The organism is Pseudoalteromonas sp. CNC9-20 (assembly GCF_022347875.1).
Lineage (GTDB): Bacteria > Pseudomonadota > Gammaproteobacteria > Enterobacterales > Alteromonadaceae > Pseudoalteromonas > Pseudoalteromonas ruthenica.
Genome location: NZ_JAKRFS010000001.1, coordinates 358,590 through 375,550 on the forward strand (window position 1 = coordinate 358,590; position 16,961 = coordinate 375,550).

Genomic DNA, 16,961 nt, shown 5'->3' on the forward strand with positions numbered 1-16,961 from the left:
AAATTACTCGCTACGCTCCTAATCTTCCGGTTAGTAAGGCGTTAGCTTCAGAGGGTTTTATGAAAGATTTTGAGATTGAACTGGAAGAGCTTTCAAAACTAGAAGTAGATAATTTCCTATCTGTACAAGAGTCTGGAAAAGTAGAAAACTTTCTTAGGATCGCTACTCCAGAGCTAATCAATAAAATATTTGAAAACTCGAAAGAATCCACATTAAGAAAGATTTCCAGCGAAATTAAAGTAGATGTCTTAAAGCGAGCATTGGATATTGCATCAGAAAAGTCATTGCGGTGGTACGTGCAGGCATCATCGTTAAATTCATTGAAAAGAATTTCAGCTGCCAGTTCAAATACCTTGGTCGAAAAGCTAATTGATGTGGCTTCTGATCAAAAGCGAAGAGAAGCCATTATCAAATCTCTTCCTTTGGAGCGGCGTAAGCAGTGGGAAGACTATGTAAGAAGAGAGAAAAACAGAAGTAGAGAACTAAGAGAAAGCGCAAAACAGGCAGAAGTGTCTTTAGTGGAAGAAAGAAAGCGTATAGCTGATGATCTTTCTTCTGCTATTAGAGCCAAGGAAGAAGCGCTAGCAGAGGCCGAGCAAGTAGCAAATCTTAAAAAGAAACATTTAGATGAAGAGATTGCTATAGCAAAAGATAGGCTAAACTCGTTGCTCAGTGAAACCTCGGAAAGAGAAAAAGAGCTAAAAAAGCAGGAAGAAAAATTAGCTCAAAAAGTTGCAGAGCTTAACGAAGAGCATCAAAAACAAGTTCAGCAACGTATAGAAATCAAAGTTCCAGAGTACGTGAGTGCTGCGGTCAGGGTTCTAGAGGATCTTGAAACTAAATATAGAGAAAAAGCGAGAAACTGGAGTATACATGGGACGCTTGTTCTCATTGCCGCAGTAGTTGTCACGGTAGTTATATCCAGTCTGGGTACGGGTTTCCTTGATCAAAAAGCTGAAGATATCGGTTGGCCTTTACTAATTTTCATATCTTTTAAAGGACTTGTTGTGTTGAGTGTTCTTGGTCTGTGGGCAAGGCACGCTTTTACCGTGAGCAATGCTTATATGCACGAGGCTATAAAAAGATCTGATAGGGCTCATGCCATAAATTTCGGAAAACTATATTTTGAAATTTATGGCAATGCAGTGGACAGGAGCGAGTTGGTTGAGATATTCGAGAACTGGAATATAGCTAGTGAGAGTGCCTTTAGTAAAATCAAGATAAAGGATCAGGATGTTCAAGTGGTTGAGCAAATCAAAGAGTTAGTTAAGGTTATCAAGCTGGCTGAAGGTAAAGAAAGCTAACAATTAGCGCAAGTGTGAAAAAATTTTCCACTGCGTTCCAGAATTGACCCTTCGCTGGGCGTTAGCCGTATTAGAGAGTAATAGAGAATATGTCAGGTGAAAAATTACAAGATGTAGCTGAAGAGCCGAAATTCTAAAGCGTCTCGGATTTCCTAGAAGCCACGCCGCCATTTATGCTGAGGACTTTCACACCGCTTGCGAGAAAGTCAGGTGATTGAAAACCATGCAAATTATATCATTAACTCAGCTGGTAGCTAGAAGCCCGCTTTAAAGCGATACCTTAAGCCAATTTCTATCTACTCACCCTTTCTAAACTCTAAAACCCTTAACCCTGAAGAACAAGCTTTATCGTCCTGCTTTTGGCTATATCTACTGCGCCTTAAACCCTCAGGCAGACTAGGTCGTGGCATTTACCTCATTGCTTTAGGGCGTACAGCGGCGATTGGTGAGTTACTAAAATTTAAGCGGGTGTTTGCAGTGAACGCCATTCGCCTCAGCTGGCAAAATCCGGTATCTTTGCAGTTATAAAGAGTGGTCATAACCGCGCTCGGCAACATAAAACATGGGGGTAACATACCGCCAGTGGTGTCAGAGGGGCGTTATGCCCAACAAGGACGTCCACTTTTAGTGGATGACAGCGATTCAAGGAATGTACGTTGATGGACTCATTAAAATTAAAAGACTTTCTTCACCCTCGGCCTGCGCCAAGAGGGATTGATGTTCTATGCAAATTACAACACTTCTCAATTATTACTTATGCTGTGGACCCTTCACGGTTTGAGGGGCTTTTCCCGGAGCGATTTGAATTGGATACCCTAGAAATTAATGGTGAAGAAAAGGCGTTAATTTCTGTTGTTCCTTTCATTGATGTTGATTTTACCTCGGCCGTTTTTCCATTCCCTAAATTTACCATGGGCCAAACAAACTACCGCATATACATTATCGATAAAAAGACCAACGAAAGGTGTGTTTGGTTCCTGGGTACCACGTTGGATTCTTGGACTTTAGCTGTCCCTAGGTTTGTTTGGAACTTGCCTTGGTATAGTGGCAAAGTGAAGTTTGATTGTGAGTTCGATTCATCAACCAGGCTATATTCAAAATATAAAATGGTTACTCAAGCCGATTGGGCGCCAGCACATGTTGAACTAACCCAAAGCCCAGACTCTAAACTGGAGTTACCGGGCTTTCCTGATGTAGAAACGGGGTTGGTGTATTTAACTCATCCGCTCGCGGGCTTTTATTATCGCCGTGACGGTCAACTGGGGACGTATCGAGTCTGGCACAAAGCGCTAGAAGTGAAGCCGGCAAACCTTGAATCGGCCAACTTTGGTTTGTTATCGCGCTTGGGCTTAGTGACGCCAGAGGAGCAACAAGTCGCGCATAGCGTTCTTGTTGAACCTATTAATGAATTTACTATTTATTTACCCCCTAAAGTGATTCGATAAAACTACAGTATGGCGTGGAAACGTCATTGGCGGCCCTTGGCACTAGGGTGGGCGCACTTTTTTTGCCATGGCTTATGCGCGCTGTAACGCAAAGTCAGTTGCTTTTTGTTAAATGGTGGGCCCAGAGCGAACAGTTAAAAGAGGAGTTCAGATGTATAAGGGAAGTTGTTTGTGTGGTTCAATCCATTTTCAATTGCAGGGCACTCTCACGGATATCATTCATTGTCATTGCTCCTTATGTCGTAAGGCCAGCGGCAGTGCTTATGCAACCAATGGCTTCATTAATGCAGAAGATTTAAAAATAACAGACAAAGCGGGTACTTTGACTTATTACCAAAGTGCCGAGGGTAAACGTAAATACTTTTGCAGCCAGTGCGGGGCGCCCATTTACAGTGCTAATGCGCAGTCGCCAAGCAGGTATCGGCTGCGCCTAGGAGCGTTAGACAGTGATATTACAGAGCGACCCATTTCTCATAATTTTGTGACCTCAAAAGCAAACTGGGATGAGTTAGACGCGGCGCTCCCTCGTTATGAAAAGTACGAGCCTGGGCGGCAGTGAACTTGGCGCTGGGCTAGGCTGCAATCTGGCACCGACGGCGTTGGGTGCTTTGTAGGAAATAGCGCTGCCTTATATTAATTTCTTCAGTCAAACTCCTTCTTAAACAGTGTTAGATTTGCAACAGTCTGTTGCCCTGTGAGCTGATCGCAAGCACGCGTGAAAATATCTCATTATGCGTTTTGTTGGTTTGTTTCTATTATCCCTTGTATCTATTTGAGGTTCGCAGCAGATGCCTTGGCACTTATCCTGCTAACAGCCTATAAGTGGCGGGTGACACCCTCACTTTTCGGCGTGTTTGCACCGAGAAAGCGCATTTTATGCACTGTAATAATGCGTCCATATTTCTTTGCTAACCTCGCCATCAGACTTTGCAAAACACACCGATTTGCTGAGCAGTATCCATAGCACATTGATGTGGCGAACAAATATACACTTGTTTGGAGCCCAGCTATGTTAAAGAAGCGTTTTTTCAAAACAAAAAACGAAGCAGAAGTGACCTTTGAGTATGAGCACCCACACGCAGCCCGTGTCGCGCTCGTGGCGGAATTTAATCAATGGCAACCTTTGCCCATGACCTGCTCGAAAAAAGGCAGCACATTTCGCGTTAAAACGCGCCTTCCTAAAAACAGCGAATTTCATTTTCGTTACTTAATTGATGACCAAGAGTGGGATAACGACCACCAAGCCGATGCCTATGTTGCCAATGCCTATGGCACTGACAACAGTGTGGTATCAACCCACGTTCATCCTTAACAATGCAGACGCTGGCACAAAGCCTCTATTTGATGGGGGTTGGCGACAGCTACGTGGATTACCAAGGGCAACTGCAACAATTTGATCAAGCGTTGCGGGTAAAAGTGCTTGAGGCCATGGGGGTCGATGTTGATAACCTCGACGCCTTAGCCGCGCTTAACTATCAGCTTGATGCGGCCCCTTGGCAGCAACTTTGCGATGACATTATGGTTATCTCGGAGCCTTCGCCACGTTTAGTTATCCGCCTGAGCGAGGCGCAGTTTCAGCGGCAGCAGAGTGCAAGCTTGCACCTAGAGGTGAACGCACAACACGCTAACTGGTGCATTAGCCAAGGGCAGGTCACCGGTGACTACGTGATTGATGGCTGTCGCTACCTCGCACTTAGCTATGAACTGGGTCAAGGTTGGTTGGCGCCTGGGTTTTACGCCGCTCGGGTCCGCGTCGCAGAGCATAGCGCTGAGCTAGAGCTGTGGTGGGCGCCACAACACGTTTATCAAGGCGCTTATGGCCAGCAAGCAGCTGTTAAAAGTGTGGGGTTATCGTGCGGCTTGTACACCTTGGTGAGCGAACACGGGGTGGGCATGGGTGATTTTGCGGATCTTAAAGCGGTGCTGCGCGAAGCCGCTGCGTTATCCATAGATTATGTGCTACTTAATCCCTTGCACTTACTAGATTGTAATGATGCCAGTAGGCATAGCCCGTACAGCCCCAGCAGCCGCATGCTTATCCACCCGCTGTACATTGCCGTTCAGGATTCGCCGGAATGTGATGCGGCGATTTTAGCGCAGCTTAATGAGGCCAAAAGGCACTATAGCAATGTCGCAAGTGCGCCTTGGCTTGATTACGAGCAAGTCTATGCGCTTAAGCTGCCATTATTACGCGCGTTATTTGAGCGTTTTTGCACCACGGCAAGTGCTGAGCGCAAGGCCGAATTTGCACAGTTTAAAGAGCAGCACCGTGTGGCTCTTGATACCTTGGATGAACCAGATGATGAGCAGGCTTGTTATTGGCAATGGCAAGCCTGGCTGCAGCGCCAAGAATGCCAAAATATAGCGCAAGAGGCGGGTATGAAGTTGGGTCTTATCAATGATTTGGCCGTTGGCGTGAGTGATGGTGGTGGCGAGTTTAATCGTTATCGAGCACTGTTTACCCCCCATGCCTGTATTGGTGCGCCGCCGGATGATTTTGCGCCACAGGGGCAAAATTGGGGCATGCCAGCATTGTTGCCGCAAGCGATGAAGCGCCACCGGTTTGCCTATGCCAAAGCGTTATTTAGCGCCAATATGCAAGGGGCGGGGGCGCTGCGCATTGATCATGTGATGGCGTTGATGCGCATTTGGTGGTGTGTCGATGAGCAGGGTTGTTATGTCTATTACCCCTTTGATGAGCTGTTAGCGCTAATAAAAATACTCAGTCATCAACACCATTGTGTGGTGATTGGTGAAGATTTAGGCGTGGTGCCAGAGCAAGTACGACAGGCCTTGGCACAAGCGCAGATATTCTCCAACACCGTGTATTACTTTTGTTACCAGCACTCAGCCTTTAGCGCGCCGCAACACCTTGATGAGCATACCTTATTGATGATCAGCAACCACGATTTACCGCCTTTTGCCCAGTGGTGGCAGGGCGATGATCTTAATCAAGCGCTGCAACTGGCGCTTATCAGTGTAGAGCAAAAACAGTCGTTATATGAGCAACGTCAAAACCATAAAAGCGCGCTGATTGAGCGACTCACTCAACAAGGGCAGTCGGTTTCGTTACACAGCACCAGTGCCGATGTGTATCGCGCCTTGTGCCGGGCACTTGCGCAAGGAAGTAGTAAGTTGCTGACCCTACAACTTGATGATTTAGACGGCCAACATACGCCGGTCAATATCCCCGGTACGCACCGTGAATACCCGAACTGGCGACGACAGTTGAGCCAATCTGCTGTCGCTATTTTACAGCAGCAACAGCAGTTTATCTGTGAACTGACTAGGAGTCGTCATGGAACATGCGATGATTGATAATACGCCACTTCCTGATTTAGCCGATGCTGTTTGCGCCCTTGAAGGGGCGCAAGTGGGTGAGCCGCGACAGCTATTGGGCCATCAATGCATTGACGGCAGCTGGTATGTGGTTCTCTACAAGCCCGGTGCTTTGGCGGTGGAGGTGCAATTTGCTACTCACACTTGTATTGCCCAGCGCTATTCAGACTCACAGGTGTTTATCGCGCCGGCGCAGGCGGAATTTGTTCCGTATCAGCTCCGTGTTACTTACCCAGAGGCGGTGGTAGTTCAGGCCGACCCATTTTGCTTACCCTTAGGGCTCAGTGCCGCTGATTTATATTATTTCCGCCAAGGCACAGAGCAACAGGCGCAGCGCCACCTTGGTGCTCATATGATGACGTTGCAAGGCCACCGTGGCGTGCGTTTTAGCGTGTGGGCTCCTAATGCCCTCGCGGTGAGTGTGACTGGGGATTTTAACCACTGGGATAGTCGCCAGCACCCCATGGCGCGGGTTGAAGACAGCGGTGTTTGGGCCATTTTTATACCTGATGTAGCGCCGGGCCAGTGCTACAAATACCATATTCGTACGTTATCGGGTGAGGCCTTATTAAAAGCCGACCCCTATGCATTTGCTACAGAGCTGCCGCCAAATACCGCCTCGCGTGTCAGCGCTGTTACGTTGCCTAAAGCGCTGGATGAGCAAAGCTATGAGCAACGCGAGCGCCGCAATGCCATCGATGCTGCCATTAGTATTTATGAGCTGCACATTGGCTCTTGGCGGCGCACCGCCGATAACCAATTTTTAAATTACCGTGAGTTGGCCGCGCAATTAATTCCGTACGTTGAAGAAATGGGGTTTACCCATATTCAATTAATGCCCGTTAGCGAGTTCCCTTTTGATGGCTCGTGGGGATATCAGAGCACCGGTCTTTTCGCGCCCACCTCGCGCTTCGGCAGTGGCGATGATTTTGCCTATTTCTGCGCGCAATGCCGTGCGCACAATATTGGTGTGCTAATAGATTGGGTGCCGGGGCATTTCCCGGCAGATGCTCACGGTTTGGGGCGTTTTGATGGCACGCATTTGTATGAGCATGCCGATCATCGCCAAGGGTATCATCCAGATTGGCATACCTATATTTACAATTATGAGCGCCAAGAGGTACGTAGCTTTCTCACCTCTAGCGCCAGCTTTTGGTTAGAGCAATACGGGGTAGACGGGTTGCGCGTGGATGCCGTGGCATCGATGCTATACCTTGATTACAGTCGTGAGCATGGGCAGTGGTTGGCCAACCACTTGGGTGGACGAGAAAACCTCGGTGCTATTGCTTGCCTACAGCAAATCAACAGTGTGTGCTATGGGCGAAATCGCGGCATTATGATGGTCGCAGAGGAATCGACCGCATGGCCTGGAGTCACACAAACCACCGACAGTGGCGGCTTAGGGTTCGGCTTTAAGTGGAATATGGGCTGGATGAATGACTCATTACGCTACATGCAGTTAGACCCGATTTACCGCCAATACCATCACCACGACATGACCTTTTCCATGGTCTATGCCTATAGCGAAAATTACATTTTGCCTTTAAGCCATGATGAGGTGGTTCATGGCAAAGGGTCGCTGCTGAGCAAAATGCCAGGGGATAGTTGGCAGCAACACGCGAACCTGCGCGCCTATTTAGGTTTTATGTGGGCTCACCCTGGCAAAAAGCTGCTATTTATGGGCGGCGAGTTCGCTCAGCAGCGCGAGTGGGACCATAACCATGCGTTGGATTGGCACCTGCTTGATGACCCAGCGCACCAAGGCATGCAGCGTTGGGTTAAATGCCTGAATCAGCTTTATCGTTCGTACCCGGCTCTGCATGAAAATGACTGTGATGAGCGTGGGTTTCGGTGGTTAGATGGGAATAATAGCCAGCAAAGCATTTACAGCTTTGTACGTATTGCCAGTAGCCGCCTGCAAGTCGTGCTCGCGGTTGTGAATATGACGCCTCAAGTACATCATGATTTTCGCATTGGTGTGCCTCACGCTGGTAGTTACCGAGTTATCGCTAATAGCGATGAGAGTCAATACTTCGGCAGTGGCGTTAGGGTGTGCGCTGAGCGACCTGCAAATGAGCAACCACTCCTTTCGGAGCCACTACCCTGGCATGGGCAAAGTCAGTCTGTCAGCATCTGTGTGCCGCCATTGGCTTGTGTTTATCTGTTGTGGGAGGCACCTGATCATGAGTAAATTTATTACCAAGCCGGGCGTTGGTGCTCCCTTGGGGGCTTATATTGATGACCAAGGGGTTAATTTTTGCTTGTACTCGCGTCATGCCGGTGCCGTGTACTTATGTCTGTATGATGCTTCTGGGCACAGTGAAATTGCACGCATAGCCCTACATAAAGGTGAACCCGGGTATTGGCATGTTTATGTCTCAGGGGCTGCAAAAGGGCAGCTATATGGTTATCGTGTGGATGGTCCTTTTGCTCCTGAACAAGGGCAGTTGTTTAATATTAACAAGTTGCTGCTCGACCCTTATGCACACTCGCTATTTGGTGATTTTCAACACAGTATTCGCCACCGCGCTATTGATGAGCAAGGTAAGCTATGTCCGTTTGATAATGCTCACTTAATGCCTAAAGCTCAGGTAACCGCGCTGAGCCAGTATAAAGGTAAACGCCCGGAGATTGCCTGGCATGACACTGTTATTTACGAATGTCATGTTAAAGGGTGGTCGCAGCGCCACCCCGATATTGAGAACGCCCAACGCGGGTGTTTTGCAGCCTTAGCAACGCCGCAATTCATTGAGCATATCAAAGCGCTAGGTGTGACCAGCATTGAGCTTATGCCCGTGCAGCAGTTCATTAGTGAAGCGTTTTTACAGCCACTCGGGTTGAGTAATTATTGGGGCTATAACACCCTGAGCTTTTTCACTCCGCATAGTGATTATTTGGTTAGCGGCGATGTGCACGAATTTCAAGCCATGGTCGCGGAGTTACATCAACACAATATCGAAGTGCTGATTGATGTGGTTTACAACCACAGCTGTGAAGGCGAAGCCCTTGGCCCTTGTTGCCACCTAAGGGGCATCGATAATCGCAGTTATTACCGCCTTGATGAGCAAGGTCATTATATTAACGACACCGGCTGCGGTAACACCTTAGATTTAACCCAACAGGGTGCGTTGCGCTTGGTCATGGACAGCTTACGGCATTGGTATCAGGTATATGGGGTCGATGGCTTTCGCTTTGACTTGGCCAGTATTTTAGGCCGAGAGCGCCATGGTTTTAGCCCTGAACATGTCTTTTTTCAATGCCTTGCTCAAGACCCGGTATTACAACACGCGAAACTGATTGCCGAGCCTTGGGATATTGGCCCCGGAGGTTACCAGCTTGGCGCTTTTCCTGCTCCATGGCGGCAGTGGAATGACCAATATCGCGATGTTGTCAGGCGGTTTTGGCGCGGCGATAGCGATTTACTGGGCGTGTTAGCCAAGCGCTTGCATGGCTCTGCCGACATTTTTAGCGCCACCGGCATGGTGCCAAGCTACAGCATTAATTTTATAACCAGTCATGATGGCTATACCTTGGCCGACCTGGTCAGCTACGAGCAAAAGCATAATCACGCCAACGGAGAGCACAACCAAGACGGCCATAATGCCAACTACAGCTGTAATTATGGTGTGGAAGGGCACAGCGACGATGCTCACATCAAGTTACTGCGTTTGCGAGCACAAAAAAACTTACTGCTCACCCTATTACTTTCCAAAGGCGTGCCCATGCTCAGCGCCGGCTCGGAAATGGGGCACTCACAGGGGGGCAACAATAATGCATATTGCCAAGATAACGCCATTAATTGGCTTAGTTGGCACGATGTCTCTCGCCACCATCCGTTAGCACTGTTTATCAGCGATGTGCAAAGGCTGCGTCGTGAATTCGCCATTTTTACGCACCCGGAGTACATCCATGATAACGACCCGCGCTTTGTGATTGCTTGGTATCGCCCTGACGGGCGGCCGATGAGCAATGACGATTGGCATGACCCCTCGCTGCATACCCTGGTGTATTACAGTATCGATACCCAGGCCCATCACTATTTATGTGTGGTACTGCATCGCGGCGGGCGCGAGCAAGCGCTGCGCTTAGTGAGCCCTGATAATACGCCTCTGCAATGGCACCTGCGCTTGAGTACGGATGAACACAGTGAGTCTGCAACGCAGGGCATCGCTGTGGATCAAGAAATAACCTTAACTCCCTGTAGTGGTTGGGTGTTTAGTAACGTTGAAAACAAACACAATACAAGGCAAACACTATGACTACGTCTGGCACTGTATGCCACCCTGTGGATTGGCAGGATGCGCCGCTACTTGATAGCGAAACGTTAGCCGATGATTTGGCTCGTCATTTTCACTATACCCTCGGGCGCGACAAAGTGGGCGAATCGCAGCATTATTTGTATCAAGCACTGGCGCTGACAATACGTGATAGGCTGGTGGCGCGCATGCGACAAACCCGCAATGTCACCACCTCAGTGCCAACACGAAGAGTTGCCTACCTGTCGTTAGAGTTTCTCATCGGACGTAGCTTAAATAACGCTATTTTAAACCTAGATATGGCTGCTGAGGTGAGCGCCGCACTAGCCAATTACTGCGCTGAGCTCGAACATATAGCCAGCGCTGAGCACGACGCTGGTTTAGGAAATGGTGGTTTAGGGCGTTTGGCTGCGTGCTTCTTAGATAGCTGTGCGACCATGGCCTTGCCGGTCACAGGTTATGGTATTCGTTATGAATACGGCATGTTTAATCAACGCATTGATAATGGTCATCAAATAGAGCAGCCCGATCATTGGCTGCGTGAAGGCCATCCGTGGGAATTACCAGCACCGGATAAAACCGTGCGGGTGAAGTTTTTTGGTCATGTCGATATTTATCGAGACCATCAAGGCCGCGAACACCGCCAATGGCTGGACACCCAAGATGTGTTAGCTGTGCCTTATGATGTGCCCGTGCCAGGCTATGGTAATGATATCGTCAATACCTTACGGCTATTTAAAAGTGAGGCCACCGATGAGTTTGACCTTGGTGAGTTCAATGCTGGTGGCTATGCCGAGGCTGTGGCGCAAAAAAACCTCGCCGAGCAAATTTCCATGGTGCTGTATCCCAATGACAGCAGTGAAAATGGCAAAGAGCTGCGCCTGCGCCAGCAATATTTTCTCTGTAGTGCCGCACTGCAAGACCGGCTCAACCAATGGATAGCAATTAAAGGCGCACAGTTTACAGATTTTGCCGATTATCATGTATTTCAACTCAACGATACGCACCCCAGTATTGCCGTAGCTGAATTAATGCGCCTGCTTATCGACGAGCACTGCTTGAGTTGGGACGATGCTTGGCAGATAACCACTCGTACCATGGCCTACACCAACCACACCTTGCTACCTGAAGCGCTGGAAAAATGGTCTGTGGCTTTAATGCAACGGCTACTGCCGCGTTTGATGCAAATTATCTATGAAATTAACGCACGGTTCTTAATCTTAGTCGCCAAACAGTGGCCCGGGTGTGCACAAAAACAGCGTGCTTTGTCGCTTATTGAAGAGGGGGCAAATCCCCAGGTGCGTATGGCTTATTTAGCCATCGTTGGCAGTTATTCCGTCAATGGGGTGGCGGCGCTGCATAGCCGCTTACTAAAAGAGCAGTTGTTTGCAGATTTTTATGCGCTGTGGCCACAGAAGTTTAATAACAAGACCAATGGGGTCACGCCTAGGCGTTGGCTATCTCATTGTAACCCCGAGCTGGCACAATTGATCACCGCCAAAATAGGCGATGATTGGGTAAAAGATTTCGCGCATATTAACCGTATTCGCCGTTACTACGATGATGATAGTTTTATTGCCGCGTGGCAACAGGTAAAACAAGCCAACAAAGCGCGGCTGTGCGAGTTGGTGCAACAGCGCTGCGCCGTGCAATTTGACTCGACCATGCTGTTTGATGTGCAGGTCAAGCGCATTCATGAATATAAACGCCAGTTGCTCAATATTTTGCATGTGATTCATTTATACCGGCGCATTTGTGATGGCGATACGCAAGGCATGGTGCCCCGTTGTGTGCTGATCGGAGGCAAAGCGGCCCCCGGTTACGATATGGCTAAGCGCATTATTAAGTTGATATGTAATGTTGCCAACACCATTAACGATGACCCCCGTGCGAAAGCATGGTTAAGGGTGGCGTTTTTACCGAATTACAATGTCACAGCGATGGAAACAATTTGCCCTGGAGCGGATTTATCAGAGCAAATATCCACGGCGGGTAAGGAAGCGTCAGGCACCGGCAATATGAAGTTTATGATGAATGGCGCACTGACCATAGGCACCCTAGATGGCGCCAATGTGGAAATGCTTGAAGCACTCGGTGGCGAGCACTTTTTTACTTTTGGCGCCAAGATTGAGCAAATCGACGATATCCGCAGGCACTATAGCGCACGCGCTATTATTGATAACGACCCGCAGCTGCAAAAAGTAATCGCCTTGCTACAAAGCGGTCATTTTAATTTGTGTGAGCCGAATATTTTCGCTCCCATTATTAACCTCCTTTATGACGATAGCGACCCTTGGCTTACCTGTTATGACTTTGCCAGTTACTGCCAAGCTCAACAAGCTGTCAGCGAAGCTTATCAAGACCCTAAACACTGGACTCAAATGAGTATTTTAAATACCGCTGCTTCTGGTCAGTTTTCCAGTGATCGCACTATTGCCCAATACAGTGAAGACATATGGCAGTTACAGGCCATGCCAACGCGCCAAGGAGAATAACGATGCCAAGTTATGCAAATCGATACATTAGTACTTTAACCCGTGATACTTACGCCTTGATCCTCGCCGGAGGCAGAGGATCGCGGTTACATGAGCTGACCAACTGGCGCGCCAAGCCGGCCGTGTATTTTGGGGGTAAACATCGCATCATTGATTTTCCGCTTTCGAACTGCATCAATTCGGGGATACGTAGGGTCGGGGTGGCGACTCAATATAAGTCGCACTCGTTAATTCGTCATGTACATCGCGCCTGGGGACACTTTAAAAAAGAGCTCGGTGAGTCAGTAGAGATTTTACCCGCGTCACAGCGCTACGGCGATGAGTGGTATTGCGGCACTGCCGATGCGGTATTTCAGAATATGGACATCATTCGTCATGAGCTACCCCGTTATGTCATGATTTTATCAGGCGATCATGTTTACCGTATGGACTACGGGGCGTTACTGGCAAAACATGTAGAAACGGGCGCCGATATGACGGTGTGCTGTATTGAAGTCGACACCGAAGAGGCTGCCAACACCTTTGGCGTTATGACCGTCGACGAACAAAACCGTATTCGCCGCTTTGATGAAAAGCCCGCTGTGCCGAATGAAATTCCAGCAAAGCCGGGTCGGTGCTTAGCTTCGATGGGCAACTACGTGTTTAACACTGAATTTTTATTTGAGCAATTGCAAAAAGATGCGCAAAACAGCTGCTCGGGGCGAGATTTTGGTCACGATATCATCCCGGCAATCATCGACAATCACCAGGTATATGCCTTCCCATTTACCGATCCGAGCATGTCTGGGCAGCCCTATTGGCGTGATGTTGGCACCTTAGATTCGTTTTGGGAAGCGAATATGGAGTTGGTTGAACCGGAGCCGAAATTGGATTTGTACGACCCCAGTTGGCCAATTTGGACCTATCAAGAGCAATTACCGCCAGCGAAGTTTATTTTTGATGACGATGAACGCCGGGGGATGGCGGTGGATTCAACGGTTTCCGGTGGCTGTATTATTTCCGGCTCGCAAGTGCGCAAGTCGCTATTATTTTCTAATGTGCACGTGCACTCATTTTGTCAAATTGAGCAAGCGGTGGTGCTGCCCGGTGTGGTCGTTCATCGCGGTTGCCATATTAAGCGAGCGATCATTGACCGGGGCTGTGAAATACCAGAAGGACTGACTATTGGCTTAGATCATGAGGAAGATATTGAACACGGCTTTCGCGTATCCAAAAATGGCATTGTGTTGGTAACGCGCGATATGTTGGCGGCGCTTGCGCAAAAAACCGATGCCCAGAGTCAGCAGCGAGCGTAATAATGAAGTCAGTGTTATTTGTTTGTGCTGAGAGTAGCGCCATTGTCGGTGCGAAAGTGGGTGGGGTGGCTGATGTGGTGGGCAATGTGTCAAAAGCCTTGGCCGAGCAAGGTACCCGAGTCGATGTCATTTTGCCGCATTACCAATGCATGGAGCTCATTGACGCGCAGCCCTGTGCCGAGGTGCAGGTTCACTTTGCTCACCAACGGCTTAATATACAGCTTTTATTGGTAAGCAAACGCGATGGAGTCAGTCACTATGTGTTATCGCATCCGTGGCTGTGCAGTGAACATGTTTATCATCACGATGAAGATGGCCGGCCCTTTGCCGCTGACGCCAGTAAGTTTGCCTTATTTTGCTTGGCGGTGGCGCAGGCGATAGAGCAAGGTGTACTAGCGGCTGATGTGTTGCATTTACATGATTGGCACAGTGCCACGTTGGCAGTGCTTCGTGCTTATGGCAAAGATTTGCAAAGACTAAAAGCCATGCACACGGTGTACACCATTCACAACTTAGCATTGCAAGGTGTGAGGCCGTTTGCCCACGACCCGTCGGCGCTTGAATCGTGGTTTCCATGGTTAAGTTACGATGGCCAGCGTATTTGCGATCCGCGCTATCCCCATTGCTATAATCCGATGCGCGCTGCCATTGAACTATGTGACAAAGTGCATGTGGTCTCGCCCCAGTATATGCAAGAGGTTCAGCGTCCAAGCAATATGGAGCATGGTTTTATCGGTGGAGAAGGGTTGGAAAATCAGTTGGTTGCCGCGCAGCAGCAAAATCGGTTGTTGGGCATCCTCAATGGCTGTGACTACCAAAGCGAGTCGGTAAATTACACTCAAAAACGGTTATGGCAGCTCGCTGAGCAGGCTGTATTACTATGGATGGGCAAGGCCAATCAGTTAAGCGTGAGTCATTACATCGCCCATGTTCGCCTGCAACAATGGCGTGCCAAAGAGGTCACACCCTGGCTATGCTCTGTAGGGCGGATCAGCCCGCAAAAAGTCGCGCTATTGCTTGATGATGATACGCTGGGTGAACTGTTGCGATGTTTAGCTGAGCAAGGCAAGCACTTTATGATGCTGGGCTCTGGCGACCCGGCGCTTGAAGCGTTGCTAACACAGGCGATGGCCGAGCATGACAACTTCTTGTTTTTACGTGGTTTCGCCCTGGAACTGGGTGATGCGATGTACCAGCTTGGGTCATTATTTTGTATGCCCAGTTCATTTGAACCATGTGGCATCAGTCAGCTTTTAGCGATGCGCGAGGGCACGCCCTGCTTAGTACATCAAGTAGGCGGCCTTAAAGACACCATTGCCGAAGGCGTCAATGGTTTCACCTTCACGGGCAATAGCCCAAAACAGCAAAGTCGGCAGCTACTCACTGCCTTGCAGCGTGCTCTTGCTGTTTACCATAACGAGCCAGCGCAGTGGCAGACATTGTGCGCGCAAGCCAAAAACACGCGCTTTGACTGGCACCAAGTCGCCGTCAGTTACCTTGAGCAGTTGTACACCCATTAGTTGCGGCGCAAACGACTCAGCGACACCTTGGGGAGCGGCCTAAAACAGGTCGATATCCCCTTCATCCTGATTAGCATTGTCCGGTGAAATTGCACCGGATTGCACAAGATCATCAAAAAAGTGCATCTGATCACGGCCATTATTTTTTGCATAATAAAGTGCTTTGTCGGCGTTCTCTAATACGCTGATGGGGAAGTCATAAGGGCTGATACGAGCCATCCCCACACTGACTGTCAGCGTTTTTACAAAGGGGAAGTGGGTGTTGCGCACATGGTCCATAAACGCCTGCATTTTTTCATTGATATCTTCTTGTTTGCAAGGCTCAAAAATAAGTACAAATTCTTCGCCGCCGAAGCGAAACATTAAGTCTGAAGCGCGGAAGAAGCCGCGCATCTGCTGAGCTAAGATAAGCAATACCTCATCACCACAGACATGACCATAGTTATCATTAACTTGTTTGAAGTGGTCGATATCCACCATTGCTAACCACGAGTAACTCTCGGGTTGGCGCTTGCGGTTATTATTATCTCGGTTGTGGGCTTTTTGGTTCCTCACTTGCTTTTCTAGCAGGCGTTTAAATTTACGCTCAAAGGTTTGCCGATTTAATAATCCGGTCAGCTTGTCGCGCTCATTCTCATGTAAAATGGTTAGGTAATTTTCGTAAATGCGGCAAAAGGCGTTCAGTAACACTTGTTGTGATGAGCTCAAGTGATTACTGACCACCTTGATGGCGACCACAGGTTTATCAAAAATCGAAATGGGCAGCCAGCGATGCTCAATGCCATTGTTGTTCTGTACGGTAATGATACAAGCGGATTGTAAACACGAGAGAAGTTCAGATTCAGGGGATTCTACAATGTGTGTGTCGTGCCATTGATATTGACCGGCATTCTCATGGTGTAGCACCAGGCTGCACTCGATGACCCTGCGGCCAAAGTCCTGTAAGTCCTTATAAACTGCTATCTCTTGGCACTGTATGAACTCTTGTAGGGTGGTGACTAGGCTGTATTCGAGGGAGTTTACATCTCTGGTTTTAGTAATTTTGATAACCGAGTTTAATAATTCTTCTTGCATGATTCGGTAGGCCCTATAAATTTACCACATAATGCGACCTACATGGTCGCTAGCCCTGAGTATAGTCAATATATAAAAACCGGGACGTCCATTTCCGTCATTGTCATATTTTCTTCTCTTTATTGTTCCGACCCATACGCTTGGCATCTTGCAGCTCGGCTCGCAGCGAGCAATGGCCCCTAACATGTTGCTTGTAATCAAAAAAGGGAATTTGAATCTAACGATATAACCAC

Annotated in this window: 11 protein-coding genes; 10 read left to right on the forward strand and 1 reads right to left on the reverse strand. The window is 48.5% G+C overall.

Annotated features, from left to right (window positions below):
• Positions 1-59 precede the first annotated feature (59 nt).
• From MHM89_RS01630 to MHM89_RS01675, 10 genes are all read left to right on the forward strand, one after another.
• On the forward strand, positions 60-1,304 hold the full coding sequence (locus MHM89_RS01630) for a hypothetical protein (protein ID WP_045978351.1): 1,245 nt from the start codon (positions 60-62) through the stop codon (positions 1,302-1,304).
• 659 nt (positions 1,305-1,963) lie between these two features.
• On the forward strand, positions 1,964-2,749 hold the full coding sequence (locus MHM89_RS01635) for a DUF2071 domain-containing protein (protein ID WP_239407915.1): 786 nt from the start codon (positions 1,964-1,966) through the stop codon (positions 2,747-2,749).
• Between the two features lie 151 nt (positions 2,750-2,900).
• A complete protein-coding gene (locus MHM89_RS01640) occupies positions 2,901-3,308 on the forward strand; it encodes a GFA family protein (protein WP_239407916.1) in 408 nt (135 codons plus the stop codon).
• A 450-nt stretch (positions 3,309-3,758) separates the two neighbouring features.
• Positions 3,759-4,061: an isoamylase early set domain-containing protein gene (locus MHM89_RS01645; protein WP_239407917.1), complete on the forward strand. Its 303-nt coding sequence runs from the start codon at positions 3,759-3,761 to the stop codon at positions 4,059-4,061.
• A 2-nt stretch (positions 4,062-4,063) separates the two neighbouring features.
• On the forward strand, positions 4,064-6,067 hold the full coding sequence (gene malQ, locus MHM89_RS01650; protein ID WP_239407918.1) for a 4-alpha-glucanotransferase: 2,004 nt from the start codon (positions 4,064-4,066) through the stop codon (positions 6,065-6,067).
• Complete coding sequence (gene glgB / locus MHM89_RS01655) at positions 6,048-8,279, forward strand: 1,4-alpha-glucan branching protein GlgB (RefSeq protein WP_239407919.1); 2,232 nt, start codon at positions 6,048-6,050, stop codon at positions 8,277-8,279. The genes malQ and glgB overlap by 20 nt, the downstream gene beginning before the upstream one ends.
• Positions 8,272-10,347: a glycogen debranching protein GlgX gene (glgX, locus tag MHM89_RS01660; protein WP_239407920.1), complete on the forward strand. Its 2,076-nt coding sequence runs from the start codon at positions 8,272-8,274 to the stop codon at positions 10,345-10,347. The genes glgB and glgX overlap by 8 nt, the downstream gene beginning before the upstream one ends.
• A complete protein-coding gene (locus MHM89_RS01665; protein WP_239407921.1) occupies positions 10,344-12,839 on the forward strand; it encodes a glycogen/starch/alpha-glucan phosphorylase in 2,496 nt (831 codons plus the stop codon). The genes glgX and MHM89_RS01665 overlap by 4 nt, the downstream gene beginning before the upstream one ends.
• A gap of 2 nt (positions 12,840-12,841) precedes the next feature.
• Positions 12,842-14,134 carry a glucose-1-phosphate adenylyltransferase gene (glgC, locus tag MHM89_RS01670; protein WP_239384052.1) on the forward strand — a complete coding sequence of 431 codons (1,293 nt, stop codon included), beginning with the start codon at positions 12,842-12,844 and terminating at the stop codon, positions 14,132-14,134.
• A 2-nt stretch (positions 14,135-14,136) separates the two neighbouring features.
• A complete protein-coding gene (locus MHM89_RS01675) occupies positions 14,137-15,654 on the forward strand; it encodes a glycogen/starch synthase (protein ID WP_239407922.1) in 1,518 nt (505 codons plus the stop codon).
• Positions 15,655-15,693: 39 nt separating this feature from the next.
• Here the strand turns inward: MHM89_RS01675 and MHM89_RS01680 are convergent, their stop codons facing one another.
• Entirely contained in the window at positions 15,694-16,728 is a 1,035-nt protein-coding gene (locus MHM89_RS01680; protein WP_239407923.1) for a GGDEF domain-containing protein, read from the reverse strand.
• Between the last annotated feature and the right edge of the window lie 233 nt (positions 16,729-16,961).